This window comes from Saccharopolyspora ipomoeae, assembly GCF_029952525.1.
GTDB classification, from domain to species: Bacteria; Actinomycetota; Actinomycetes; order Mycobacteriales; family Pseudonocardiaceae; genus Saccharopolyspora; species Saccharopolyspora ipomoeae.
This window is the reverse complement of the sequence record NZ_JASAOF010000024.1, coordinates 50,704-74,164: the sequence shown is the minus strand read 5'-3', so window position 1 is coordinate 74,164 and position 23,461 is coordinate 50,704. Positions and strand designations below refer to the sequence as shown.

General features: G+C 69.5%; 25 protein-coding genes and 3 tRNA genes. 16 read left to right on the top strand and 12 right to left on the bottom strand.

Annotated features, from left to right (window positions below):
• Positions 1-93 precede the first annotated feature (93 nt).
• The 4 genes from QFW96_RS25985 to QFW96_RS25970 form a co-directional block, all read right to left on the bottom strand.
• Positions 94-166 (bottom strand) — tRNA-Arg (locus tag QFW96_RS25985).
• 40 nt (positions 167-206) lie between these two features.
• A tRNA-Ser gene (locus tag QFW96_RS25980) sits at positions 207-296 on the bottom strand.
• 79 nt (positions 297-375) lie between these two features.
• Positions 376-2,352: an acetoacetate--CoA ligase gene (locus QFW96_RS25975; protein WP_281458350.1), complete on the bottom strand. Its 1,977-nt coding sequence runs from the start codon at positions 2,350-2,352 to the stop codon at positions 376-378.
• 65 nt (positions 2,353-2,417) lie between these two features.
• Positions 2,418-3,104, bottom strand: a complete 687-nt coding sequence (locus QFW96_RS25970; protein WP_281458349.1) for a dienelactone hydrolase family protein — start codon at positions 3,102-3,104, stop codon at positions 2,418-2,420.
• A gap of 335 nt (positions 3,105-3,439) precedes the next feature.
• On the opposite strand from QFW96_RS25970, the gene hisC reads away from it, so the two are divergent.
• The gene (hisC, locus tag QFW96_RS25965) at positions 3,440-4,489 is read left to right on the top strand and encodes a histidinol-phosphate transaminase (RefSeq protein ID WP_281458348.1); all 1,050 of its coding nucleotides are present in this window, start codon (positions 3,440-3,442) and stop codon (positions 4,487-4,489) included.
• Between the two features lie 228 nt (positions 4,490-4,717).
• Here the strand turns inward: hisC and QFW96_RS25960 are convergent, their stop codons facing one another.
• From QFW96_RS25960 to QFW96_RS25945, 4 genes are all read right to left on the bottom strand, one after another.
• Complete coding sequence (locus QFW96_RS25960; protein ID WP_281458347.1) at positions 4,718-5,101, bottom strand: hypothetical protein; 384 nt, start codon at positions 5,099-5,101, stop codon at positions 4,718-4,720.
• A 50-nt stretch (positions 5,102-5,151) separates the two neighbouring features.
• The gene (locus tag QFW96_RS25955; protein WP_281458346.1) at positions 5,152-5,955 is read right to left on the bottom strand and encodes a L,D-transpeptidase family protein; all 804 of its coding nucleotides are present in this window, start codon (positions 5,953-5,955) and stop codon (positions 5,152-5,154) included.
• A 263-nt stretch (positions 5,956-6,218) separates the two neighbouring features.
• Positions 6,219-6,989 (bottom strand): ABC transporter permease, encoded by a 771-nt coding sequence (locus QFW96_RS25950; protein WP_281458345.1) that lies wholly within the window; start codon positions 6,987-6,989, stop codon positions 6,219-6,221.
• Positions 6,986-7,957: an ABC transporter ATP-binding protein gene (locus QFW96_RS25945; protein WP_281458374.1), complete on the bottom strand. Its 972-nt coding sequence runs from the start codon at positions 7,955-7,957 to the stop codon at positions 6,986-6,988. The genes QFW96_RS25950 and QFW96_RS25945 overlap by 4 nt, the downstream gene beginning before the upstream one ends.
• A gap of 167 nt (positions 7,958-8,124) precedes the next feature.
• Between QFW96_RS25945 and QFW96_RS25940 the strand changes: the two genes are divergently transcribed.
• Positions 8,125-8,553 carry a MarR family winged helix-turn-helix transcriptional regulator gene (locus QFW96_RS25940; protein ID WP_281458373.1) on the top strand — a complete coding sequence of 143 codons (429 nt, stop codon included), beginning with the start codon at positions 8,125-8,127 and terminating at the stop codon, positions 8,551-8,553.
• Between the two features lie 50 nt (positions 8,554-8,603).
• A tRNA-Ser gene (locus QFW96_RS25935) sits at positions 8,604-8,688 on the top strand.
• A gap of 1,284 nt (positions 8,689-9,972) precedes the next feature.
• On the opposite strand, the gene QFW96_RS25930 is transcribed toward QFW96_RS25935, so the two are convergent.
• Positions 9,973-10,236, bottom strand: coding sequence for a hypothetical protein (locus QFW96_RS25930; RefSeq protein ID WP_281458344.1), 264 nt, complete (start codon positions 10,234-10,236; stop codon positions 9,973-9,975).
• Between the two features lie 93 nt (positions 10,237-10,329).
• Between QFW96_RS25930 and QFW96_RS25925 the strand changes: the two genes are divergently transcribed.
• From QFW96_RS25925 to QFW96_RS30255, 4 genes are read left to right on the top strand one after another with little or no spacing between them, the layout of a single operon-like run.
• The gene (locus QFW96_RS25925; protein ID WP_281458343.1) at positions 10,330-10,584 is read left to right on the top strand and encodes a GntR family transcriptional regulator; all 255 of its coding nucleotides are present in this window, start codon (positions 10,330-10,332) and stop codon (positions 10,582-10,584) included.
• A 5-nt stretch (positions 10,585-10,589) separates the two neighbouring features.
• Positions 10,590-11,852 (top strand): MFS transporter, encoded by a 1,263-nt coding sequence (locus QFW96_RS25920; protein WP_281458342.1) that lies wholly within the window; start codon positions 10,590-10,592, stop codon positions 11,850-11,852.
• Positions 11,853-11,905: 53 nt separating this feature from the next.
• Complete coding sequence (locus QFW96_RS25915; protein ID WP_281458341.1) at positions 11,906-12,286, top strand: VOC family protein; 381 nt, start codon at positions 11,906-11,908, stop codon at positions 12,284-12,286.
• A 10-nt stretch (positions 12,287-12,296) separates the two neighbouring features.
• The gene (locus QFW96_RS30255) at positions 12,297-12,719 is read left to right on the top strand and encodes a YunG family protein (protein ID WP_425524795.1); all 423 of its coding nucleotides are present in this window, start codon (positions 12,297-12,299) and stop codon (positions 12,717-12,719) included.
• Between the two features lie 225 nt (positions 12,720-12,944).
• Here the strand turns inward: QFW96_RS30255 and QFW96_RS25905 are convergent, their stop codons facing one another.
• A complete protein-coding gene (locus tag QFW96_RS25905) occupies positions 12,945-13,718 on the bottom strand; it encodes a sporulation protein (RefSeq protein WP_281458339.1) in 774 nt (257 codons plus the stop codon).
• 107 nt (positions 13,719-13,825) lie between these two features.
• Here QFW96_RS25905 and QFW96_RS25900 point away from each other — a divergent pair, with 107 nt between their 5' ends.
• The 4 genes from QFW96_RS25900 to QFW96_RS25885 all read left to right on the top strand — a co-directional run bounded on the left by QFW96_RS25900 (position 13,826) and on the right by QFW96_RS25885 (position 16,065).
• The gene (locus QFW96_RS25900; protein ID WP_281458338.1) at positions 13,826-14,713 is read left to right on the top strand and encodes an LLM class F420-dependent oxidoreductase; all 888 of its coding nucleotides are present in this window, start codon (positions 13,826-13,828) and stop codon (positions 14,711-14,713) included.
• Positions 14,714-14,764: 51 nt separating this feature from the next.
• Positions 14,765-14,983: a helix-turn-helix domain-containing protein gene (locus QFW96_RS25895; protein WP_281458337.1), complete on the top strand. Its 219-nt coding sequence runs from the start codon at positions 14,765-14,767 to the stop codon at positions 14,981-14,983.
• Positions 14,984-15,064: 81 nt separating this feature from the next.
• On the top strand, positions 15,065-15,253 hold the full coding sequence (locus QFW96_RS25890; RefSeq protein ID WP_139274162.1) for a hypothetical protein: 189 nt from the start codon (positions 15,065-15,067) through the stop codon (positions 15,251-15,253).
• Positions 15,254-15,417: 164 nt separating this feature from the next.
• Complete coding sequence (locus QFW96_RS25885) at positions 15,418-16,065, top strand: dihydrofolate reductase family protein (protein ID WP_281458336.1); 648 nt, start codon at positions 15,418-15,420, stop codon at positions 16,063-16,065.
• Between the two features lie 18 nt (positions 16,066-16,083).
• Here QFW96_RS25885 and QFW96_RS25880 read toward each other — a convergent pair whose 3' ends face one another.
• A complete protein-coding gene (locus QFW96_RS25880) occupies positions 16,084-17,595 on the bottom strand; it encodes a M28 family metallopeptidase (protein WP_281458335.1) in 1,512 nt (503 codons plus the stop codon).
• Positions 17,596-17,745: 150 nt separating this feature from the next.
• On the opposite strand from QFW96_RS25880, the gene QFW96_RS25875 reads away from it, so the two are divergent.
• On the top strand, positions 17,746-18,723 hold the full coding sequence (locus QFW96_RS25875; RefSeq protein WP_281458334.1) for an NAD(P)H-quinone oxidoreductase: 978 nt from the start codon (positions 17,746-17,748) through the stop codon (positions 18,721-18,723).
• 105 nt (positions 18,724-18,828) lie between these two features.
• On the opposite strand, the gene QFW96_RS25870 is transcribed toward QFW96_RS25875, so the two are convergent.
• Positions 18,829-20,028: a cysteine desulfurase-like protein gene (locus QFW96_RS25870; RefSeq protein ID WP_281458333.1), complete on the bottom strand. Its 1,200-nt coding sequence runs from the start codon at positions 20,026-20,028 to the stop codon at positions 18,829-18,831.
• 144 nt (positions 20,029-20,172) lie between these two features.
• Here QFW96_RS25870 and QFW96_RS25865 point away from each other — a divergent pair, with 144 nt between their 5' ends.
• From QFW96_RS25865 to glfT1, 4 genes are all read left to right on the top strand, one after another.
• A complete protein-coding gene (locus QFW96_RS25865) occupies positions 20,173-20,709 on the top strand; it encodes a bacterial proteasome activator family protein (RefSeq protein WP_281458332.1) in 537 nt (178 codons plus the stop codon).
• Between the two features lie 106 nt (positions 20,710-20,815).
• A complete protein-coding gene (gene wzm / locus QFW96_RS25860; protein ID WP_281458331.1) occupies positions 20,816-21,679 on the top strand; it encodes a galactan export ABC transporter permease subunit Wzm/RfbD in 864 nt (287 codons plus the stop codon).
• 16 nt (positions 21,680-21,695) lie between these two features.
• Positions 21,696-22,514 (top strand): galactan export ABC transporter ATP-binding subunit Wzt/RfbE, encoded by an 819-nt coding sequence (gene wzt / locus QFW96_RS25855; RefSeq protein ID WP_281458330.1) that lies wholly within the window; start codon positions 21,696-21,698, stop codon positions 22,512-22,514.
• Positions 22,511-23,422, top strand: coding sequence for a galactofuranosyltransferase GlfT1 (gene glfT1, locus QFW96_RS25850; RefSeq protein ID WP_281458329.1), 912 nt, complete (start codon positions 22,511-22,513; stop codon positions 23,420-23,422). The genes wzt and glfT1 overlap by 4 nt, the downstream gene beginning before the upstream one ends.
• Positions 23,423-23,461: the final 39 nt, after the last annotated feature.

Below are 23,461 nucleotides of genomic sequence, written 5' to 3'. Positions count from 1 at the left end.
TCGATCCGGTGTCACTTCCCCTCCGGTCGAGGAGATCCCATGAAAAGCAAGAAACCCCCTGCTTGAGGGGGTTTCTGCTGTCTCGACCAGACGTGCGCCCGTAGGGATTCGAACCCCAAACCTTCTGATCCGTAGTCAGATGCTCTATCCGTTGAGCTACGGGCGCTTGTTCAATTGTCGGGTCCCACCCTAGGGTAGGGCCCTTGCGGAGGCTCCGGGATTTGAACCCGGGAGGGGGCGTAACCCCCAACCGCATTAGCAGTGCGGCGCCATAGACCAGACTAGGCGAAGCCTCCCGGCGTCCTTCGCGGCCACCGGAGATAACTTTACACACCCCTTCAGCGGCCTCGAACGGGGGGTCCCCCAAATCTCCGCTCACTCCTTCGCAGCGTTGCTGAGCTGCACGAACGGCTCCAGCGACGCCGGGTTCTGCAAGGCGTCGCGGCTGACGGCCCGCTCGGGCGGAGTTCCGGCGAGGATCTTCTTCACCGGAACCTCCAGCTTCTTGCCGTTCAACGTCCGCGGGATCTCGTCGACGACGAGGAAGCGGTTCGGGACGTGCCGCGGCGAGAGCTCGGTGCGCAAAGCCGCCTTGAGGTCGCCGAGCACGTCCTTCAGCGCGGTCCCCTCGGTCAGGACCAGGAAGCACAGGAGTTCGCCGTCGGTCTCGCCCGCGCCGGAGGTGTCGATCACCAGCGAATCGGCGATCTGCTCGAAACCCTCGACCACGCGGTAGAACTCGGCGGTGCCCATCCGGACGCCGCCCCGGTTGAGCGTCGAATCGCTCCGGCCGTAGATCACCAGCGAACCGCGGTCGGTCATCCGGACCCAGTCGCCGTGCCGCCAGACGCCCGGGAACTCGTCGAAGTAGGCCTCGCGCAGGCGAGAACCGTCCGGGTCGTTCCAGAAGAACACCGGCATCGTCGGCATCGGCTTGGTCAGCACCAGCTCGCCGACCTCCTCGTGCAGCTCCTCGCCGTACTCGTCGAAGGAGGCCGCCGCGGCGCCCAGCAGCGGGCACGAGATCTCGCCCAGCCACACCGGGACGTCCGGGCTCGCACCCACGAACGCCGTGCACAGGTCCGTGCCGCCGGAGACGCTGGCGATCTGCACGTCCGCACCGACCGCGTCGGCGACCCAGCGGAACCCGTCGGTGGTCAGCGGGGCCCCGGTCGAGCCCACCGCGCGCAGCTCCGAGAGGTCGAAGTCGTCCTTGGGGCGCAGCTCCCGCTTCAGGCAGCTCTGGATGAACGGGGCCGAGGTGCCGAAGAAGTTCACCCGGTACCGGGCGGCGAGCTCCCACAGCACCGACAGCGACGGGTACCCCGGGCTGCCGTCGAACATCACCAGCGTGGTTCCCGTCAGCAGGCCGCCGATCAGGAAGTTCCACATCATCCAGCCGGTGGTGGTGAACCAGAAGAACCGGTCCCCCGGGCCGAGATCGCAGTGCAGGCCGATGGCCTTGAGGTGCTCCAGGACCATGCCGCCGTGCCCGTGCACGATGCCCTTCGGCAGCCCCGTCGTGCCCGACGAGTACAGGATCCACAGCGGGTGGTCGAACGGCACCGGCGTGAACTCCAGCGCGGCGCCGCGGTGGTGGGCCAGCAGTTCCGACCAGTCCAGCGCGCCCGGCAGGCCGTGCTCCTCGCCGAGGTAGTCGATCAGGACCGTGGCGGCCAGGCCCGGCATCTCCGCGCGGAGCTGGTCGACGGTTTCGCGGACGTCGAAGCGCCGGCCGCCGTAGCAGTAGCCGTCGACGGCGATGAGGACCTTCGGCTCGATCTGCACGAAGCGGTCCGCGACCGCGCGGGTCCCGAAGTCCGGGGAGCAGGAGGACCAGGTGGCGCCCAGGCTCGCGGCGGCCAGGAACGCCACCAGCGTCTCCGGGCAGTTCGGGGCCAGCGCCGCGACCCGGTCACCGGCGCCCACCCCGAGCTCGGCCAGCGCGGAGCGGGCGGCGGCGACGCGGTGCCGCAGCTCGCCGTAGCCGATCTCCTCGCTGCGGCCGTCCTCGCGGACGAAGACCACCGCCAGGTCGTCGTCGGCCTTGCCCTCGCCGGCGCGGAGCGCGTGCTCGGCGTAGTTCAGCGTGGAGCCGGGGAACCAGCGGGCGCCCGGCATGACCTCCTCCGGCAGCACCTGCTCAGCGCGGTCGTGGAAGACGACGTCGAAGAACTCCGCGATCGCCGACCAGAAACCGGGCAGGTCGGCCACCGACCACTCCCACAGGGCGCGGTAGTCCGGCAGGTCCAGCCCGCGCTGCTCGCGCAGCCACGCGCGGAAGGCGGCCATCCGGCTGGCGGCCACGCCTTCCGGAGTCGGTTCCCACAACAGCTCCGGTGCGGTCGTCATGAGCTACTTCCTAACCCACCGCATGCCGTTCCTGCCAGGGCGAACGTCACCCGGACCGCGGGTCCTCAGCGAAGGTGCAGGTCGAACCAGTTGCGGGCGCGGCGCCACGCCTCGTCGGCGGCCTCGGGGCCGACGTCGAAGCGGTGCCCGGCACCCGGGTAGCGGACGACGTCGGTGACGACCTCGGCCGCGTCGGTGACCTCGCGGAGCTTGTCGACCTCACCGGCCTCCACGTCGTCGCCGTAGAGGCCGAGCCACGGGCAGGAGAGCTCGCCCGCGACCTCCACCAGCGGCGGGAGCTTCGCCGACAGCGGATCGAGGATGCCGGTGCCGCCGACGCTGACCGCCGCACCGAGCGAGCGGCTCGCGGCCACCACCAGCGCGGCCGAGCCGCCGATGTCGAAGCCCATGATCCCCTGCCGGTCGGCGGGGACGCCCTGGTCGGACAGCCAGAGGAACGCGGCGTCGGTGTCGGCGAGGATCGAGTCGCCGGAGAGCTTCTGGACCTGCTCGTGCTCGCACTGGTCGGCGGCGAGCTCGTCGGTGCCGTCGCGGTGGTAGAGGTGCGGGGCGACGGTGAGCCAGCCCTCCTCGGCCAGCGCGCTGCAGAGCTTGCGGACCCGCTCCGTGATGCCGCGCGCCTCGTGCAGGAAGACGAGGCCTCCGCGCACCACGTTGTCGGGCTCGGCGACGGTGAGTCGCAGCGCCGTTCCGTCGGTGAGCGCGATCGTCTCGGTACGGGTTCGGATCATGCCCGGCAGGTAACCACAGGTATGTGAACAGGGGGCAACACCGTCATCCATAAGGACCAACACGTGACCGAAAGGACCCGGATGGGGCCGTCACGATGACAATGAGCATTGGCAATGGGCAGTTTTAGCCATAATCACCCATGATCGAAGTCCGTTTTGTCCGGACAATTATGGCTAAAACTGTCCCCCTCCCGGATCCATCATCATCGCGCCCTCCGCTCCCGCCCGGCACGGCACCGGGATCGGGTGCGCGGCGGGAAGGGGACAGCGGTGGTGTGGAGGTGGATGACGTCGGGTTAACGTCCTCCGGAGACGGATCGAGGTAGGAGTAGTCGATGAGCGTGCGCACCCGTGCCGACCTGGAACAGCTGCCGCCCTACGTGGCCGGGCGGACCGTGCCGGGGTCGATCAAGCTGGCCAGCAACGAGGTCTCCGAGGGCCCGCTGCCCAGCGCGGTGGCGGCGATCAACGAGGCCGCCACCGAGGTCCACCGCTACCCCGACATGGGCGTGGGCGCGCTGACCGAGGCGCTGGCCGCGCACTACGACGTCGCGCCGGAGCGGATCGCGGTCGGCTGCGGCTCGGTCGCGCTGTGCGAGCAGCTGGTGCAGGCCACCTGCACCGCCGACGACGAGGTCGTCTTCCCGTGGCGCTCGTTCGAGGCCTACCCGATCATCACGCAGGTCGTCGGAGCCCGGCAGGTGAAGGTGCCGCTGACCGGCGAGCACGCGCTGGACCTCGAAGCGATGCTGGCGGCGATCACCCCGGCGACCCGGCTGATGTTCGTGTGCACGCCGAACAACCCCACCGGCACCCTGGTCCGCAAGACCGAGCTGGACGCGTTCCTGGACCGGGTTCCCGAGGACGTCCTGGTGGTGCTCGACGAGGCCTACTTCGAGTTCGTCGACGACGCCGACGCCCCGGACGGCGTGGAGATCACCCGCGTCCGCGACAACGTCGTGTCGATGCGCACCTTCTCGAAGGCCTACGGTCTGGCGGGCGTGCGCGTCGGCTACGCGATCGGACCGGTGAAGGTCGCCGAGGCGCTGCGCAAGGTCACCATCCCGTTCAGCGTCAACGCGCTGGCCCAGACCGCCGCGATCGCCTCGCTGCAGGCCCAGGACGAGCTCCGCCGCCGCTGCGCCGACGTGGTCGCCGAGCGGGCGCGGGTGCACCGCGAACTGGTGGCGCTGGGCTACGAGGTCCCGGAGACGCAGGCGAACTTCGTGTGGCTGCCGCTGGGTGAGCGCACCGCCGCGTTCAACGAGCACTGCCTCGAGAACCGGGTCGTGGTGCGGGCTTTCGCCGGGGAGGGCGCGCGGGTGACGATCGGCCAGCCCGCGGAGAACGACGCGTTCCTGGCCGCGGCCAAGTCGTTCGGCTGAGAAGGCGGGAGACGCCCGGAGAAAGAGCAACGGTGGTGACCGGCGAAGAGAGGGGGAGTACTTCGCCAGCCACCACCGCTGCGATGTGGCCGCTTGAGCCGAAACGGCCACTCTTTACGCGTAGCGATCTACGCAGCACCGGAATGTAGTGGCGGGCCGGGCCCGCCGCTACAGAAGCGACAGGAGATCCACCCGTTCAGGTGGCCGGCCCATCCGTCCGGGCGGGGATCAACCGGTCACCGCGTGGTGCCCCTGCACCGCAACGGGTGCCGGGGCCTCGGGCAGCTTCTCGGTCGAGTCGGAGGGCGCGGGCGGCTCGTAGCCCGGCGAGACCTCGGTCGGCGGCTCCTCGGCCGGCGGCTCGCTCGGGCCCTCCTCGATCGGGGCGTTGGCCGCGCACACCACGTTCTGCGGGGACGCGACCGGCACGACCGCGCCGAGGATCGCGATGTTGTTGCCGCACAGCTGGATCGGCAGCACGCTCGTGTTGTTGTCGTTGCCGATGTTGATGCCGTCGTTGTCGGTGCTGTCGGCGAAGGCCTGGGTGCCACCGATGACCATGCCCGCGGTGCCCACTGCCAGAGCGCCCGCCATGTAAGCCGTCTTGCGCATAGATCGCTTCCTCTTCCTGGTTTCTCGGGGGAACTCCACCCTCGGCGGGGTCACCGCAGGTGGACGAGCGTGCCCAGTGGCAGCGTTGCCAGCAGGCGCAGCGCGTCGTCGGGGACGCGGACGCAGCCGTCGCTGCTGGCCTGGCCGAACACCGAGGGTTCCGGCCAGCCGTGCAGCGCGACCGTGCCCGGCCCGCCTCCGTACGTGCTGAAGGTGTTGGAGTGGGTGCCCAGCGGCAGGATGATCGGGCTGAACTTGGTGACCGTCTCCTCGATCGCCGCCATGATGAACGTCCGGCCGCGCGGCGTCGGCGAGTCCGACGCCCCGACACCGACCACCCACTGCCCGATCGGTGCGCCGTCGCGGAGCACCGTGAGCCGCCGCGCGTCGATCTCGACGTCGACCGCGTAGGGCGTGCGGGCGCGCTGGGTCCGCTGGTCCTCCAGCACCCAGCCGGTGGCCCCGTTCGGCCGGGACGGGAGCAGGACCTGAGCCCACTTGCCTCGCTCGGCGATGACCGGCACCCACGTGGGGTTGTCGAGCTGCTTGGCGGGCAGCTTGGCGAACACCGGTCCGCCGGGCGAGGAGTGCACCGCTGTGTCCGCCTGCACCCGCAGCACGACGCCGTCGGTGTCCCCGCCCGGTGCCGGATCGGCGGGGGCCGTGGGGAATTCGGTGAAGGTGGTGGCGTCGGCCTGCATGCCCAGGTCCGCCCTGGCCATCGCGTACGGCGGCCGTTCGGCGGGGGCGGTGCCCGCGCATCCGGTCAGCGCGAGGCATGACAGGCCCAGCGCGGCGGCCGCGAGCGACCGGGCCGCGCGTGCGGTGCCGCCGGCGGTGCGACGTAGGCTCATCATCGGCTCCTGGCCCGTCGACTCTGTGGTCCTCCGGGCGAAACGCCTTGGGACGCCCGGAGGTGGGCAGCTGATCCGAGTGATCACATGCCGACGGGAAGTTATCCGGGCGTGCACGCACCACCGCACCGGCCCGCACCGGGGGTTCGATCGACTTCCGGCCTCTGATCAGCGAAAACGGTTCTCGTTTATCGTCAGCGGAGCCTCGTTACTCAGAGCCGATCACCTGATCGTGTGGATCTTTTCCCCCTGTCCAGCGATGCCTAGTCGAGCGCGCGACGCAGGAAGAAGCGGATCCCCAAGGTCCCGAACAGCAGCATCGCGACCAGCAGGGCCAGCACGCACACCCACGGCGCCATGTGCGGGATGCCCGGCAGCAGCGCTCCCCGCATTCCCTCGCTGACGTAGGTCAGCGGGTTGATCGCGCACAGCACCTGGAACCAGCGCAGGTGCTCCAGCTGCGCCCACGGGAACTGGGTGGCGCCGGTGAACATCAGCGGCGCCAGGATCACCGCGAACATGATGTTGATCCGCCGAGGCGGCACCGCCGCGCCGACCGTCATGCCGACCGCCGCGCCGGAGGCCGACCCAAGCACCATGCACAGCAGCGCGAACGGCAGACCGCTCAGGTCCCAGTCGATCCGGCCGAGCATCCACACGCCCATCGGCACCATCAGCACCGCGGCGAACAGGCCGCGCAGCGCGCCGAAGAGCATCTTCTCCACGGCCACCCAGCTGATCGGCAGCGGCGCCAGCAGCCGGTCCTCGATCTCCCGCGAGTACGAGAAGTCCAGGACGAGCGGGAACGACGTGTTCTGCAGCGACACCAGGAACGCGTTGAGCGCGATCATCCCGGGCAGCAGCACCTGCGCGTAGCCGGGCTGGGTGTAGCCGAGCTCGCCGAGGACCTTGCCGAAGATGAACAGCAGCGCCACCGGCTGGACCAGCACCTGCGCCAGGAAGCTCGGCAGCTCGCGGCCGGTGACGAACACGTCGCGCCCGAGGACGGCGAGGAACGCGCGGATCGAGATCATCGCAGCTCCCGGCCGGTCAGGTCGATGAAGACGTCTTCCAGCGTCGCCGAGCCCAGCGACAGGTCGCTGACCGGGATCCGCTGCTCGTGCAGGGCTTGGGCGATCGGCCCGAGCAGCCCGGCGGGCTCGGACGCGACGTAGAGCCGCAGCCGCAGCTCGGCGGCGTCGTCGGGGCTGATCCGCTCGACCTGCTCGACACCGCGGATCTCGGAGAGCAACCCGGTGATCTTGTCCGGCTCGTAGCCGTCGGCCCGCAGGGTCGCGTCGAGGGTGCCGCTGCCGGGCAGCGAGCGGATCAGGGCCTCGGGGGTGTCCAGCGTCAGCAGCCGGCCGTGGTCGACGACCCCGACGCGGTCGGAGAGCTTCTCGGCCTCGTCCATGTCGTGGGTGGTGAGCACGACCGTGACGCCTTCGGAGCGCAGGTCGTCGATCCGGTCGTGCACGAACAGCCGGGCCTGCGGGTCGAGCCCGGTGGAGGGCTCGTCGAGGAACAGCACCTCGGGCCGGTGGATGAGCGCGCGGGCGATCATGAGCCGCTGCGCCTGCCCGCCGGAGAGGTCGTCGACGCGGGCCTTGGCCTTGTCGGTGAGGCCCATCCGCTCCAGCAGCTCGTCGGCGAGCCGACGGCGTTCGGCGCGGGCGACACCGTGGTAGGTGGCGTGCCAGATGAGGTTCTGCCGCGAGTTCAGCGACCGGTCCAGGTTGACCCGCTGCGGCACCACGGCGACCTTGCGGCGCGCGGCCACCGGGTCGGCGGCCACGTCCACCCCGGCGACCACCGCCTTCCCGCCGGTCAGCTGGACGCGGGTGGTGAGGATTCCCACGGTGGTGGTCTTGCCCGCACCGTTGGGCCCGAGCAGCCCGAAGACCTCACCGGCACGCACCTGGAAGGACAGCCCGTCGACCGCGTTGGCCCGGCTCTTGGGATACCGCTTGACCAGCTCGTGGACCTCGACCGCGACCGCCACATCGCCCCCCTGGTTCGGCACTCGATGCTAGTCGCGCGAAGCGGACCGGTGACAGCGCATTTTTGGCGGGAGGTTTCCGTCCCGGCCCGCAGCGCTTCCGACCTCGGTAACCTGGCTGGGTGAGTGAGGCGACCGAGCAGCTGACCCCCTGGCTGGGCGAGACGGAGATGTCGGCCTGGCGCGCCTACATCGTGGGCAGCGCCCTGCTGGAGCACCGGCTCAACAGAGAGCTGCAGCTCACCCACGGTCTGTCGATCGCCGACTACGAGATCATGGTCTCGCTGTCGGAGGCCCCGGACATGCAGCTGCGGATGAGCGAGCTCGCCAACGGCATCGCCCACTCCAAGAGCCGCATGTCCCACCAGATCCGCAGGTTGGAGAAGGAAGGTCTGGTCCGCCGCCAGGAGTGCCCGGACGACGGCCGAGGCGTTCTAGCGGTCCTCACCGAGGACGGTCTGGCCAAGCTCCGCGAAGCCGCCCCCGCCCACGTCAGGGGCGTCCGCGAGCACATCATCGACCTCCTCGACGACGACGAGCAGAAGACCCTCGCCGCCGTCTTCACCCGCCTCACCGACCACCTCCGCGCCCTCGACTGACCCCGGACCGGCTGTAGGCCGATCATCCGCAGTTGGCTACGCTGCGGCGTGGAAGCGTGGCAGAGCGGCCGAATGCACTCGCCTTGAAAGCGAGCGTCGGGAGACCGACCGCGGGTTCGAATCCCGCCGCTTCCGCTCAGCTGACCAGCACGACCAGGACCCGGCGGGGATCTCCCCCACCGGGTCCGGCTGCCGGTTCGAGGTGGCTGTACTTGCCCCGCCACTCCCTTGGCCAGTGATTGCGCCGAATGGCGTCGGAGGCGGATCGGCGATCAGATCTGCCTTGGACGTCGAACAGGGCTGGTTCGCCGGGTTCGGTGGCGTCACGCCGTCACTCGCAAGCTTGCCGAGTGGGTATGTGCGCTTCAGCGCAGGTTATCGGGGGATTCCCTCGGTGGCAGGATTTCGATTGCCGTCAGGTCGTCGCTCCCGTACCGATCCCCGACTTTTTCGGAACGCCATAGTTCCAATCGCCGGAGGCACTGGCGCAACTCCTCGGCACGCATAGCCCAATCCCGACGACTTTCACGGCTGCACGTGGGATCGGTCATCATCTTTCGCGCGAAATCCAACCGCCCGTAAAGATATGTCAACGCCGTGTCATCATGGCTGGTCAATCGGTACTCCTTTATCCCAGGAAGCAGCGCTTCCCATGCAGACCACGCAGAGTTCCGGAACGCCACACTCCATTACCCCGCCGGTCAGCTTTCGCTTCGACTATCGACGCGGGACGCGGTCCGTTACGCCGTCCCGGCCAAACCCACGGCCGCACCATCGATCGAATCCAGCATCCCCATGCGGCGTACGACGTTTCTGCTCAACGACCCGAAAATCCGGATAAAAATCTCCCGGTTGGGTCAAATGACCCTTCTTGACCTGGCGTTATGTTGCCAGCTACGCGCATCACGCAAGACAACTTGCTCCGGATTTCAATCTCCACCCATAACCCGCGCGAGCGCAGGGAGCCCGTTCCGAAGCATGACTTAATCCACATTTTCCCACATCGGTACGAGAACTTTCCGATCACGGTCCAATAACTTTGCTCACCGTCTATTGGTTCGGACCCCTCGCAGTCACTCGTGGAGTTCGCTGGTCGCGGCGCATTAGTGGTCGAAGCACGCCAATTTCGGAGGCAAAGCACGGGAAGTAACAAACCTGGTGCCACGCGGGATTAGCACGTCGATGATGACGCACGAGTCACGGTGAGTTTCCCACCGTGTCGTTCCTGCTGGGGAAGGTGATCTGTTGCGCACCAAGGGCGCCAACATCATCACCGGACTCTCGCTCGGGTTCATCGTCACCAGCATCGGGTTCGGCGTCCGGCCGTGCCGCTGGGCCGACGCCCGATACTTCCGACTCGACCGCGGCGCCTGCGGGCTGCAGCGGCGAGCACCGCACCACGCAGCTGCGGTTTCCTCCCTAGCTCGCCTTTTTCGCCTGCGTTGGGGCGGGTTTCGGGGTTGTGGGCTTGGGGCGGGTGGAGGCCTGATCGATGGGTAGGGCGAGGTTGTGGGTGATTCGCACGTGCCAGTCGAGGGCGTCGAGGCCCATTCGGCCGCTGTCGACCAGGCTTCGACCGCAGCGAGGGCCACCGACCGGGCAGGCGTACCACTCCCGGTCGTCGACGATCACGACCTCCAGCTCCACCTCGTCCGCTCCCCACTTCAGCCACGCTCGAACCACCTGGTCACAAGATAGACAACTATGTACGTCTCTGGACATCTCTAGACGTAGAGGTTCATCCTTACAGGTCATGGGGTAACCAGGCTGGGTGTCATGTCCTGGGAAGACCGGTCCGGCCGTATCGACCACGGCGCGGCGAAGACCATCTGGCAGCAGGTCGCCGACGACGTCACCGCCGACATCGAGTCGGGTGCGCTGGCGCGGGGATCTCGGCTGCCCAGCGAGGCCGAGCTCTCCGAGCTCTACGGGGTCGCGCGCGGGACCGTTCGGCGCGCGCTGAGCTCACTGGTCGAGTCCGGCACGATCACCGTGGTGCACGGACGCGGCACCTTCGTCACCCAGCAGTAGCGCCCGTGTCGAACTCGTCCGACGTTTCGAAATCGGCTCTGGGAGCCGACTTCCGGCGGCTCTGGGTTGCTGATGGGCTCAGTCAGATCGGGTCTCGGGTCGGGTTCGTGGTGCTGCCGCTGCTGGCGATCAGCGAGCTCGGGGCTTCGCCGTTCCAGGTGTCGTTGCTGGCCGTGCTGGAGACGGCTGCGTTCCTGGTCGTCGGGTTGCCGGTCGGGGCTTGGTGCGACGGGTGGCGGAATCGGCCCGTGCTGCTGGTCGCCGACGTGGGGCGGGCGGTCGCGCTGGGGTCGCTGCCGGTGGCGGCCTGGTTCGGGGTGCTCACGTTGTGGCAGCTGTACGCGGTCGTGGCGGTGGCCGGGGTGCTGACCGTGTTCTTCGACGTCGCGCACCAGTCCTACCTGCCTCGCCTGGTCGACCGGTCTCAGCTGGTGGAGGGAAACGCGAAGCTGCAGGCGAACATGTCGGTCGCCGAGGTGACCGGGCCCGCCGCCGGCGGGTTCCTGGTGCAGTTCCTCACCGCGCCGGTGGCGATCGTCGTGAACGCGCTGAGCTTCCTGTGGTCGGCGGGATGGCTGCGCTCGATCAAGACCTCCGAACCTCCCCGGGAGCGGAGCCGCACCCGGTTGGTGCCCGAGATCCGGGAGGGGCTGCGGTTCGTCTTCGGGCATCCGATCCTGCGGGCGATCGCGTGCAGCGGGGCGTGCGTCGTGTTCTTCCAGTCGATGAGCATCGCGATCGCGATCGCGTTCCTGTCGCTGGAGATCGGCCTGTCGCCCGGAGAAGTCGGTCTGCTCGCCAGCATCGGCCCGCTCGGGGCGGTGGCGTCGGCGCTGACCACGAACGCCCTCGCGCGTCGGATCGGGCAGGCGCGGCTGATGCTGGTGGCGATCGTCGGGCTCGGCGCCGGGATGCTGCTCGTGCCGCTGACCGGTCCTGGCGTGCAGGTCGCGTGGTACGCCATCGGCGGTGTGATCAGCGGGTTCTGCCTCATCTCGCTGAACGTCGTGGAGGTCAGCTTCCGCCAGATGCTGTGCCCCGACCACCTGCTGGGCCGGATGAACGCCACGATGCGCTTCATGCTCCGCGCCACCGCCCCGTTCGGCGCCCTGCTCGGCGGCATCAGCGGGACTCATCTCGGCATGCGCCCCACGCTGTGGATCGCGGCGATCGGCGTCCTGCTGTCGTCGGCGTGGCTGCTCACCTCACCGCTCCGCCACACCCGCGACCTGCCGGTGGAGGAGGCGCCGTCCCCCGTGCGCGATTAGTTCCGGGGGCCCGGTCGGTCTGCACTCCTGAGAAGTCCGACGAGGAGGGAACGATGACCGAGCAGACCGCAGCTATGACGACGAACGTCCAGAGCGTCTCGATCCCCGTGGCCGACCAGGACCGGGCGCTGCAGTTCTACACCGAGGTGCTCGGCTGCGAATGCCGCGCCGACGTCGAGGTGTGGCCCGGCGCCAGGCTCGTGGTGGTGGCACCGCCCGGGTCGGACGTGGCGCTGTTGCTGCTGCCGGCGAACAGCGAGATCCCGGTGGCCGTGCGCCTCGGCACGGCCGACGCCGACGCCGCGCACGCCCGCCTCCGCGAAGCGGGCGCCACGGTCCACAACGCCGAAGTCCTGCGCTGGGAGGGCCAGCCACCGATGTTCGCCTTCACCGACCCGGACGGCAACGAACTCGTCTACCTGGAAGAGAGCTGATCAGCGGCCTATGTCGGTGGGGCGGGGCATGGTTGCGGGCATGATCCTGTGGTCGTTGGTCGACGTGGAACGGGCGCTCCGGGATTCGTGGGGTGCGGATACCTGCGCGCCGGAGGACGTTCCCGATTGGCATCCCGGCAATCCGGCACGAGGGCAGTGCGGGACCACTGCCCTCGTGCTCCACGACTTCTTCGGCGGGGAGCTGATGTGCGGACCCGTCCACCGCGACGGCGAGCACGTCGACTACCACTGGTGGAACCGCTTCGGCAGCGGCCTGGAACTGGACCTGACCCGTGAGCAGTTCGCACCCGACGAACTCGTCGGCGAGGGCGCCCCGGTCCCCCGCCCGACGGGCAAGACCCGCATGGACGCGGAGTACGAGCTCCTCCGGCAACGGGTCCTGAAACACCTGTCGGGCCAACCTGTCGGCTAGTCGCGATCAGGCTTCGGCAGCAAATCCTGACTCGCTCTCGCTCGCCGGGTGGTTGTGCAGTTTTCATGAAAACTGTCCCCTCCCTGCACGGGGGCACCAAGGGTTTCACTCGGGTTGGCACCTCGTGGGGGCGCAGTTTTCATGAAAACTTCGCGTCCCCATCAGACGTCGCCTACGGGGTCCCGTTGGGTTCGGACGGCGAAGTTTCAGTCGAAACTCCTCTCGTCAGAGCCAGCCGCTTGCCATTCGGGAGAGGTGGTTGTGGAGTTCTGCCGCCCAGTCGATCTGGTCGATGGCCCCGTAGTCGATGTTGAGGACGTTGGTGAGGTCCCGGCCGCTGGTGAGCAGGCCCGCCTTCTTGTCGCCCTCGATGACCGCGTCGAGACCGTCGTGGCCTGCGATGAAGGTGACCTCCAGCTGCTTCAGGCGCGGGTAGTTCGGGGAGCCGCGGAACTCGATCTCCTGGTAGAACGGCAGCGTCTGGCGGGTTCCGCGCAGGTGCCCGGCCTCGCAGTCGACTCGGTGCAGGTGGAAGCCGAGGCGCTCCACCGCCTCCAGCAGGACGTGCTGGGCCGGGAGGGCGCCCACCCCGATCGGGTCCGTGTCGGTGGCGTCCACGGCGCCGCTGATCTCCAGGCGGGTGCGGACCGCGACCTCGCCGCCCGGCAGGTGGCGACCGTTGTAGAAGGTGATCGGGGTTTCCATCGGGGCCAGCGCCTGGAAGGGCAGCTCCACGACCTGACCGGGCTGCAGCTCGACGCCCTCGCCGACCCGCTGCTGCCCGAACGCGCGCTTGGACTCCGTCTCGCCGTCGTCGGTCTCGCGCTCCACGCGGGTCACGAACTCGACCGAAACACCGTCCAACCGCTGCGGGACCTCGCCACCGCGCAGCCGGACGACGCCCTGGACCTGACCACCCGGCTGGACACCCGGGGTGTGCAGCTCGGTCTCCACGTCGGCGCCGCCCACGCCGACCGCGGCCAAAAGCTTCTTGAACATGCCCTCCAGTCTTGCGCCTGCGCACCGCGCGCGGAGCCCGAACGCCCGAGATTTCAGCCGCTTCTCAGCGTCCCGCGAAGCGCGGTTCACGGGTATAGCGTCGGGTCATGGCTCAGATCGATTTCCAGTCCCGTGTCGGTGTGTGGTGGACCAGCGATGCCTGGGCGATCCAGGACGTGCAGGTCCGGGCGAAGGAGTTGGAGCGGCTCGGCTACGGGTCGCTGTTCTACGGGGAGGCGTTCGGCAAGGAGTCGTTGACGCAGGCCGGGGCGCTGCTCGGGGCGACCGAGCGGCTCGTCGTCGGGACCGGCATCGCCAACATCCACGCGCGCGACGCCAAGGCCGCCGAAGCCGGTGGCCGCACGCTCAGCGCGCTGCACCCGGGGCGCTTCGTGCTCGGGCTCGGCGTCAGCCACGCTCCCCTGGTCGAGGGCAACGCCGGGACCTACACCAAGCCGCTGGCCACGATGCGCGACTACCTGCAGCGCATGGACGAGCTCTCCGCCAAGGTCGAGCCCGGTGCGCCGCGGCCGACCCGGCTGCTGGCCGCGCTCGGCCCGAAGATGATCGAGCTGTCGGGCACCGCCGCCGACGGCGCGCACCCCTACCTGATCACCCCGGAGCAGACCGCGACCACGCGCGAGCTGCTCGGACCGGACAAGTGGGTGGTCAGCGAGCAGGCCGTCGCGCTCACCACCGACCGCGAGGTCGGGCTGCGGCGAGCCCACCAGCACCTGCACATGTACTCGCAGCTGCCGAACTACCGGAACTCGTGGTTGCGGCAGGGCTTCGACGAGTCCGACCTCGTCGTCGGCGGCTCGGACGAGCTCGCCGAGCACCTGGTGGCCATCGGCGACGCCGAGTCGATCGCCGCGCACGTGCGGCGGCACCTCGACGCCGGGGCGAACCACGTGGTCATCCAGGTCCTCGGGGACGGTCCCGCCGACGACCCGCTGCCCGCGCTGCGCGAGCTCGCACCCGCCCTCGATCTGTGAGCCTGACGTCTGGGTGACGAACCGGTGATCTTGGGTCGCTAGGGTCGGCGCGTGAGTGGAACCGAGCGAGAACACCCCCACGACACCGAAGACCTGGTCCGGCTGGTGCTCCTCACGCGCCAGGAGCTGGGCTGGGACCACGCGAGGCTCGCGGCGTCGGCCGGCATCGCCGAGTCCGACGTGGCGCGCTTCGAAGCCCACCAGATCGTCCCGGCCAAGCCGCTGGCGCTGCGGTTCCTAGAGGTCATGGGCGTGGTCGTCCAGGCATGAACGCGCTGGTCACGGCGGGTTCATCGGCTGGACGGCAGCCTCGGGGAACGATGTCGGGCCGAGGCTGCGAGCATGGTGTCCGTGGATGAGACACAGGACGTGAAGGCCCGGCCGAAGCCCACCGGCGCCGCCGTGTGCGCGCACCTCGGGATCGGGGTCGACGACGAACAGGCGAAGCTGGCCCGCGACCGCCTCAACAAGTCGCTGGCCCACTACCGGGTGGCGCTGCTGGCGGGCGAGCGCGCCGACGCGGAGACCGTCGGCGCTTGACCGCGGCCCTTCGAGCGGGGTTCGCGCGAGATTCCGTTCGCCGCGCGCACGGGATGTCGCGCGACCTCCGAGCGCGCGCTGGAGTGCGCAAGATCGGAGAAGACCTGGACGCGCCGACGGCCTAGGTTCGTGGTGTCACGACGACCACGAGGACGAGGCACACCATGACCCAGCGCGTTCGCGTTCACTGCATGAGCGTTTCCCGGGACGGCATCGGAGCCGGGCACGACCAGAGCTTCGAGCAACCGTTCGGCAAAGCCGTGAACCCGATGTCGCTGATGTCCTGGGTCGGAGCCACCGCAAGCTGGCCGAACCGGACCGACGAGGGCGGCACGCGCGGGTTCGAGGACTACATCTCGCGGGACTTCACCCGCAACATCGGTGCCGAGATCATGGGGCGCAACAAGTTCGGACCGCAGCGCGGCCCGTGGCAGGACCACGAGTGGCAGGGCTGGTGGGGTGACGAGCCGCCGTTCCACACGCCGGTCTTCGTCCTCACCCACCACGAGCGGCCCTCCTTCACGCTGTCCGACACCACGTTCCACTTCGTCGACGTGACGCCGCGGGAAGCCGTCGAGAAGGCCAAGGCCGCCGCCGACGGCAAGGACGTGCGCATCGGCGGCGGCATCAGCACGCTGCGGGAGTTCATCGACGCCGACCTGATCGACGAGATGCACATCGCCGTCGTCCCGATCGAGCTCGGCGACGGCGTGCGGTTGTGGAACAGCCCCGAGGAGCTGACCGACCGCTACCACCTGGAGCGCATCACCGCGCCGAGCGGCGTCGAGCACCACTTCTTCTGGCGCCGCTGACGCGGTGAGCGCCCGAGGTCAGCTCGCGTTGTGGCCGTGCGGGACGGCCGGGCCGCGGGCGTGCTCGGCGAACGCGCTCAGCTGGGAGTGGCGGAGTGCGGCCCGCTCCTCGCGGGTCCGCATCCCGTTGACGCCCTCGGTGCTGTGCGAGTACGCCTCGATGACGTCGGCCAGGCCCTTGGCGTTGCGCTCCAGGGCGACGCGGTCGATGTTGCCGAGGTCGTCACCGGGCTGGTGGTAGTTCGGGTCGAACGCGACGCCCGCCGTGCCACCCCACTTGGCCGCCTGCTCCTCGGTCTTGACCTCCTCGGCGCCGGTGAACAGGCCGCCCGCCGGGATGCCGTTGGCGATGAACTCGCCGTAGTCGGAGCGCCCGTCGAAGTCGGTGCCCTCCAGCTCCACGCCCTGCGCGGCCATCGCCGCGGTCAGGTCCTTCTCGATCTGACCCGATCCCTGCGGTCCCGGACCCGAGCCGACGCCGTCCGAGTCGTCGCCGTCGTAGGCGAGGTAGGCGGCGTTCGGCGAGCCGATCATGTCGAAGTTCAGGTACAGGGCGATGTCCAGCTGCTGCTCGAAGGTCAGGCCCTGGACGTACTGCGTCGAGCCGACCAGCCCGGACTCCTCCGCGCCCCACCAGGCGAAGCGGACCGCGTTCTCCGACTGCGGGCTGCCACCCATCCGCAGCGCCGTCTCCAGCAGCCCGGCGCTGCCGCTGCCGTTGTCGTTGATGCCCGGTCCCTCCGGCACGCTGTCGAGGTGCGCGCCGGCCATCACGACGTTGTCCGGGCGGCCGGTGCGGGTCTGGGCCACGACGTTGCGGGTGGTGACGGTCTCCAGCCGCGACTGGACGTCCAGCTTCACCTCGGCGCCCGCCTGACCGGCCAGGGCCTGCCCGACCTGCATGGACGTGCCCGCGCTGGGGATCCGCGCGTCGGCCGGGTCGCCGAGCGTGCCGTTGAGCGGTCCCTCGACGTTGTTGTAGATGATCACGCCCACGGCGCCCGCGTCGGCCGCGACCTGCTGCTTCTGCGCGAAGGTGCAGGAACCGCGCTGGATCAGCGCGACCGAGCCCGCCACCTCAGGACCGAAGTCGCTCGCCTCGCAGCCCGGGGTGTCGTCGACCGCGGCGACCGACAGCGGGGCGGTGATGCCGCCCTGCGGGGTGGCCGGGGAGTACTCCAGCGCGTCGCCCTCGGTGGGCTGACCGGCGACCGCGAGGCTGAAGGAGTCCAGGTAGAAGGCGTCGTAGGTGAACTCCGGCGTGGTCACGTCGAAACCCGCGCCGCGCAGCTTGCCCGCCACGTAGTCCACGCTCGCCTCGTAGCCGGGCAGCCCGGACGCGCGGTTGCCGCCGTTGAGGTCGGCGATGCGCTGCAACGCGTTCAGGTGGCGGTTCACCGCGTCGCCGGTGACCCGGTCGCCGAGCCCCGCGGGGGCGGCCGAGGCCGGGGCGATGGCGACCAGCGCGGCCGCGCAGGTGGCGACCAGCGCCGCCGCGGTGCGTCTGGGTGTGATGGTTCGCGAACTCATCGTGCTCCCCGTTTTGAGTGGAATGGGTGGATGAGGATCCCAGTCAAGCGAAACCCGCACGAGTTCAGAAGTGGGAATGTTTCCCGTTTTTCCCGGCCGGACCCGAGTTCTCGGTTTTCGCGCCGCCCGCGGCTGACTACCGTCACGGGCATGCATGGGATTTCAATCAGCGAGCCTGGCGGCCCCGACGTTCTGGTGTGGACGGAGCACCCGGACCCGGAACCCGGTCCCGGTGAAGTGGTCATCGACGTCGCCGCCGGAGCGGTCAACCGCGCCGACCTCGCTCAGCGCCAAGGCAACTACCCGCCGCCGAAGGGCGCAAGCGACATCCCCGGACTGGAGTGTTCCGGCACCATCGCCGAGATCGGTGACGGCGTGACCGGCTGGAACGTCGGCGACGAGGTCTGCGCGCTGCTCGCCGGCGGCGGCTACGCCGAGCGGGTCGCGGTCCCGGCCGCGCAGGTGCTGCCCAAGCCCGACGGGGTGGACCTGGTGGAGGCGGCGGGCATTCCCGAGGTCGCCTGCACGGTCTGGTCGAACGTGGTGATGGAGGCGGGGCTCCGGGAAGGGCACCTGTTCCTGGTGCACGGCGGCGCGGGCGGCATCGGCACCTGCGCCATCCAGGTCGCCAAGGCGCTGGGCGCGCGGGTCGCGGCGACCGCCGGGTCGGCGGAGAGCCGGGCGCTGTGCGCGGAGCTGGGCGCGGACCCGGTGATCTCCTACCGCGACGAGGACTTCGTCGAGGTCCTCAAGGGACTCGGCGGCGCGAACATCATCCTGGACAACATGGGTGCGTCCTATTTGGACCGCAATCTCTCGGCGCTGGCCCCCGACGGGTTCCTGGCCGTGATCGGGATGCAGGGCGGCGCCAAGGCCGAGCTGAACATGGGCAAGATGCTCATGAAGCGGCTGCGGATGTCGATGCTCGGGCTGCGCGGTCGCCCCGTCGAGGGCCCGAACGGCAAGGCCCGCATCGTCGCCGACGTGCGCGAGCGCCTCTGGCCGCTGGTCGAAGCGGGCGAGGTGCGGATGCCGGTGCACGCCCGCGTCCCGATGGCCGAGGCCTCCCGCGCCCACGCCACCCTCGAAGCGGGCGACGTCCGGGGCAAGATCCTCCTGGTGCGGTGACGGGTTCGGATGTCGCGCGGAGTTGGATCGATCGCGGGTCCGATCGATCGCGGGTCCGATCGATCGCGGCTTCGAGCTCCGCGCGAGATCCGAACTCCCACCCGGTCAGGTGAGTTCGGCGACGGCCTGGAGCAGCTGGTCGACTTCGGTGGTGTTGGTGTAGTGGGCCAGGCCCACGCAGACGGCCCCGCCCACCTCGGCCGCGCCCAGCGCGGCGAAGACCCCGTGGGTGCCCGGATCGGCGAAGGCGCAGATCCCCCGGTCGGCGAGGTGGGCGACGGCGTCCTCGGCCTTCACGCCGTTGACGGTGAAGGCCACCGCCGGGATCCGCCGCATCGAGTCGCCGATGAGCATCACGTCGTCGATCTTGCGCAGCCCGTTGGTGAGGGTGTTCAGCAGCCCCGCCTGGTACGACTTCACCGCGCGCAGCGAGGTCAGCAGCCGCTCGCGGCGCGGTCCGATGGCCGCGTCGTCGAGCCCGGCGAGGTAGTCCACCGAGGCGACCAGGCCCGCCAGCAGCGGCAGCGCGTGCGGGCCCATCTCCAGCCGCTCCGGGCCGCGGGCGCTGTGGTCCAGCGCCACCGACGGCAGGTGGTCGAGCATCGCCGGGTCGCGGAACGCCAGCGCGCCCACCTGCGGCCCGCCCCACGCCGAGGCGTTGACGGCGATGACGTCGGCGCCGAGCTCGGTGATGTCCAGCGGCACGAACGGAGCCGCCGCGGAGGCGTCGACGACCAGCAGCGCGTCGTGCTCGTCGGCGGCCTCGGCGGCCGGGCGCAGGTCGGGCCGGGTGCCGACGGCACCGGAGGCGGCGGTGACCGCCACCACCTTGGTGCGCGGGGTGACCAGCTCGCCGTACTGCCAGGTCGGCAGCTCGCAGGTCTCGATGTCGATCTCCGCCCAGCGCACGGTGGAGCCGGAGCGCTGCGCGGCGCGCTGCCACGGGTCGACGTTGGCGGGCGAGTCGAGCCGGGACACGACGACGTCGTCGCCGATCATCCAGCCGTCGCCGAGCGCGTCGGCGAGCCGCCCGAGGAGCACGGCCGAGTTCGGCCCGAGCACCACCCCGGAAGGCTTGGCACCTACGAGATCCGCGATCGCGCGACGAGCGGCCTCCACGATCGCCTCGGCGCGCTGCGAGGCGGGGAAGTTCCCGCCAGGCCCGGAAACCGGGGCCCGCAGCGCCGTCGACGCCGCCGTGGCCACCTGTTCGGGAACCTGCATGCCGGCCGGGGCGTCCAGGTGCACCCACCCGTCGCCGAGCGCGGGGAAGAGTCCGCGAACCGCCGCGACGTCGAACGCCATGATTCAGACACTACGCACACGCGAGCCGCGTTTCCCCCTCCGGGTGGCCAATACTGCATCATTCGTGATCCGTTTCCCCAGCGCTGCGGGCGAGTCGGGACTACGCGGCCCGCGCGGGCGCGGCAGACTGGAAGCATGGGAGGCATGAACGAGCAACAGCGCCCGCAGGTGTTCGTGGTCGGCGAGGACGGCAACCCGGTCGGCGCCGCGTCCGCCGAGGCCGCCGCCGAGGCGGGCGGAGAAGGCCACGAGCAGGGCGAGGACATCAACGGCATGGTCGAGCAGCCGGCCAAGGTGATGCGCATCGGCACGATGATCAAGCAGCTGCTGGAGGAGGTCCGCCAGGCGCCGCTGGACGAGGCCAGCCGCAGCAGGCTCAAGGAGATCCACCAGTCCTCGATCCGGGAGCTGGAGCAGGGCCTGGCGCCGGAGCTCATCGAGGAGCTGGAGCGGCTGTCGCTGCCGTTCGCGCAGGAGAGCACGCCTTCGGACGCCGAGCTGCGGATCGCCCAGGCGCAGCTGGTGGGCTGGCTGGAGGGCCTGTTCCACGGCCTGCAGACGGCGCTGTTCGCCCAGCAGATGGCCGCGCGGGCTCAGCTGGAGCAGATGCGCCGGGGCCTGCCCGCCGGGTCCGGCGAACCGGACATGGGGCCGATGAAAGGCACCGGGCAGTACCTCTAACCGCTCACGCCGTAACGGTAGGTAGCGCCCGACGTCAAGCGGGCGCTACCCCTTCGAGTGATGCCCAGCCCGAAAGTGCGCAGCCGTGGTCGGTACTCTTTCGCTCGTGCATGCTACGAGCACGCTAGACCGACCTCCGGCGCCTTCCGAGAACTCGCCGCGGTCCTGGCGAAAAGCGTTCAAGGACATCAGTGACGCCCTCAGCCAGCGACAGCTGTGGGCTCATCTGGGCTGGCAGGACATCAAGCAGCGCTACCGGCGCTCGGTCATCGGCCCGCTGTGGATCACCATCAGCATGGCGGTCACGGTCACCGCACTGGGTCTGCTGTACTCGCAGCTGTTCGAGCAGCCGCTGGCGGAGCACCTCCCCTACCTCGCGGTGGGATTCATCGTGTGGGGCTTCATCGGCAACTGCGTCAACGAGGGCTCCGAGGTCTTCATCTCCAACGAGGGCCTGATCAAGCAGCTCCCGGCGCCGGTCAGCATCCACGTGCTGCGGCTGCTGTGGCGGCAGATGCTGTTCTTCGCGCACAACCTCGTCGTCTACTTCGTGCTGATCGTGGTCTTCCCGCACCCGCTGAGCTGGACGGTGCTGCTGGCCGTCCCGGCCTTCATGCTCATCGCGATGAACGGCGCGTGGGTGATCCTGGTCGTCGGCACCATCTCCACCCGCTTCCGCGACATCCCGCCGGTGACGCAGAGCATCGTGCAGCTGATGTTCTTCATGACGCCGATCGTGTGGAACTACGACCAGTTCAAGACGAACCCGAACCCCGCGATCGCCGAGCGAGCCAAGCTCGCCGAGATCAACCCGTTCATGCACTTCCTGGAGATCATCCGGCAGCCGATGCTCGGCACGCCGATCGCCTGGCACCACTGGCTGGTGTGCGGCGTGATCACCGTCGTGGGTTGGGCTTTGGCGCTGATCGTGCTGCGCAACTACCGTGCCCGTGTCTCCTACTGGGTCTGAGTGAGGCCGAACAATCATGGTCAGCATCGACGTCTGGAACGCGGCGGTCGACTTCCCGATCTTCGACGCGAAGTCCCGCTCGCTGAAGAAGGCCGTGCTCGGCCGGGCCGGGGGCAAGATCGGCACCGACAGCCGGGTGCCGGTCATCGAAGCGCTGCACGACATCAACATCTCGCTGCGCGAGGGTGACCGGGTCGCCCTGGTCGGCCACAACGGGGCGGGCAAGTCCACGCTGCTGCGGCTGTTGTCGGGCATCTACGAGCCCACCCGGGGCAGCTCCCGCGTGGTCGGCAAGGTCGCGCCGGTGTTCGACCTCGGCGTGGGCATGGACCCGGAGATCTCCGGCTACGAGAACATCATCATCCGCGGCCTCTTCCTGGGCATGTCCCGCAGGGAGATGGAGAAGCGGATCGACGACATCGCCGAGTTCACCGAGCTGGGTGACTACCTGGCGATGCCGTTGCGCACCTACTCCACCGGTATGCGGGTCCGGCTCGCGCTGGGCGTCGTGACCTCGATCGACCCCGAGATCCTGATCCTGGACGAGGGCATCGGCGCGGTCGACGCGGAGTTCCTGGAGAAGGCGCGGGACCGCCTCAACGACCTCGTGAAGCGGTCCGGCATGCTTGTCTTCGCCTCCCACTCCGATGAATTCCTCGTCGAGCTGTGCAGCACCGCGATCTGGATGGACAAGGGCGGTATTCGCGAAGAGGGCTCGCTGCGCGAGGTCTTGACGCACTACAAGGGGTACGACCCCTTCAACAACCTGAGTGAGGAAACCCTGGCCCGGATCGGCGAATCCCGGGCCACGATCGGGAGCAAAGAAGGCTCATGAGCACCGACTCCGCACAGCAGCTGCCCGCCGGATCCGTAGTCGCGGTCATCGTCACCAGGCACCGTCGCGAGCTGCTGGCCGAGTCCTTGAAGGTCATCGCGAGCCAGACGCGGCTGCCGGACCACCTGGTCGTGGTCGACAACGGTCCCGACCAGTCGGCCTCCGACGTGGTCGACGACTGCCCGGTGCCCTCCACCTACATCGCCTCGCAGCGCAACCTCGGCGGTGCCGGCGGCTTCGCGCTGGGCATGCTGACGGCGCTGTCGCTGGGCGCGGAGTGGGTGTGGCTGGGTGACGACGACGGCCGCCCGGCCGACGAGCACGCGCTGTCGACGCTGCTGGAGGTCGCCGAGAAGCGCCGGCTGGCCGCGGTGTCGCCGGTGGTGGTCAACATCGACACCCCGGACACCCTGGCGTTCCCGCTGCGTCGCGGCCTGACCTGGAAGCGCAAGGTCAGCGAGCTGCCGGAGGAGTTCCTGCCGGGAATCGCCTCGCTGTTCAACGGCGCGCTGTTCCGGGCGAGCACGCTGGACGTGGTGGGCGTACCGGACTACCGGCTGTTCTTCCGCGGCGACGAGGTGGAGATCCACCGCCGCCTGGTGCGCTCGGGCCTGCCGTTCGGCACCACGTTCCGCACGAAGTTCCTGCACCCGGACGGGTCGGCGGAGTTCAAGCCGATGCTGGGCGGCCGGTTCCACGCGCAGGACCCCTCGGACGACAACAAGCGCTACTACACCTACCGCAACCGCGGTTACCTGCTCTCGCAGCCGGGCATGCGCAAGATCGGCGCGCTCGAGGTGATCCGGTTCGGCCTGTACTTCGTGGTGCAGCGCAAGGACCCGAAGGCGTTCCGGGAGTGGCTGCGGCTGGTGATCCAGGGGCGCAAGGAGCGGTTCTTCCGCCGCTGATCGGATCAGCGGATCGAGCGGTCGTCGGTTCTGCGACGG

Excerpts from the sequence above, each read along its gene's own strand:
- QFW96_RS25955 (WP_281458346.1), bottom strand. The coding sequence starts at position 5,955 with ATGAGCCTACGTCGCACCGCCGGCGGCACCGCACGCGCGGCCCGGTCG.
- glfT1 (WP_281458329.1), top strand. The coding sequence starts at position 22,511 with ATGAGCACCGACTCCGCACAGCAGCTGCCCGCCGGATCCGTAGTCGCG.
- hisC (WP_281458348.1), top strand. The coding sequence starts at position 3,440 with ATGAGCGTGCGCACCCGTGCCGACCTGGAACAGCTGCCGCCCTACGTG.
- QFW96_RS25970 (WP_281458349.1), bottom strand. The coding sequence starts at position 3,104 with ATGATCCGAACCCGTACCGAGACGATCGCGCTCACCGACGGAACGGCG.
- QFW96_RS25915 (WP_281458341.1), top strand. The coding sequence starts at position 11,906 with ATGACCGAGCAGACCGCAGCTATGACGACGAACGTCCAGAGCGTCTCG.
- QFW96_RS25960 (WP_281458347.1), bottom strand. The coding sequence starts at position 5,101 with ATGCGCAAGACGGCTTACATGGCGGGCGCTCTGGCAGTGGGCACCGCG.
- QFW96_RS25865 (WP_281458332.1), top strand. The coding sequence starts at position 20,173 with ATGAACGAGCAACAGCGCCCGCAGGTGTTCGTGGTCGGCGAGGACGGC.
- QFW96_RS25940 (WP_281458373.1), top strand. The coding sequence starts at position 8,125 with ATGTCGGCCTGGCGCGCCTACATCGTGGGCAGCGCCCTGCTGGAGCAC.
- wzt (WP_281458330.1), top strand. The coding sequence starts at position 21,696 with ATGGTCAGCATCGACGTCTGGAACGCGGCGGTCGACTTCCCGATCTTC.
- QFW96_RS30255 (WP_425524795.1), top strand. The coding sequence starts at position 12,297 with ATGTCGGTGGGGCGGGGCATGGTTGCGGGCATGATCCTGTGGTCGTTG.
- QFW96_RS25880 (WP_281458335.1), bottom strand. The coding sequence starts at position 17,595 with ATGAGTTCGCGAACCATCACACCCAGACGCACCGCGGCGGCGCTGGTC.
- QFW96_RS25900 (WP_281458338.1), top strand. The coding sequence starts at position 13,826 with ATGGCTCAGATCGATTTCCAGTCCCGTGTCGGTGTGTGGTGGACCAGC.
- QFW96_RS25870 (WP_281458333.1), bottom strand. The coding sequence starts at position 20,028 with ATGGCGTTCGACGTCGCGGCGGTTCGCGGACTCTTCCCCGCGCTCGGC.
- QFW96_RS25925 (WP_281458343.1), top strand. The coding sequence starts at position 10,330 with ATGTCCTGGGAAGACCGGTCCGGCCGTATCGACCACGGCGCGGCGAAG.
- QFW96_RS25885 (WP_281458336.1), top strand. The coding sequence starts at position 15,418 with ATGACCCAGCGCGTTCGCGTTCACTGCATGAGCGTTTCCCGGGACGGC.
- QFW96_RS25875 (WP_281458334.1), top strand. The coding sequence starts at position 17,746 with ATGCATGGGATTTCAATCAGCGAGCCTGGCGGCCCCGACGTTCTGGTG.
- QFW96_RS25950 (WP_281458345.1), bottom strand. The coding sequence starts at position 6,989 with ATGATCTCGATCCGCGCGTTCCTCGCCGTCCTCGGGCGCGACGTGTTC.
- QFW96_RS25905 (WP_281458339.1), bottom strand. The coding sequence starts at position 13,718 with ATGTTCAAGAAGCTTTTGGCCGCGGTCGGCGTGGGCGGCGCCGACGTG.
- QFW96_RS25975 (WP_281458350.1), bottom strand. The coding sequence starts at position 2,352 with ATGACGACCGCACCGGAGCTGTTGTGGGAACCGACTCCGGAAGGCGTG.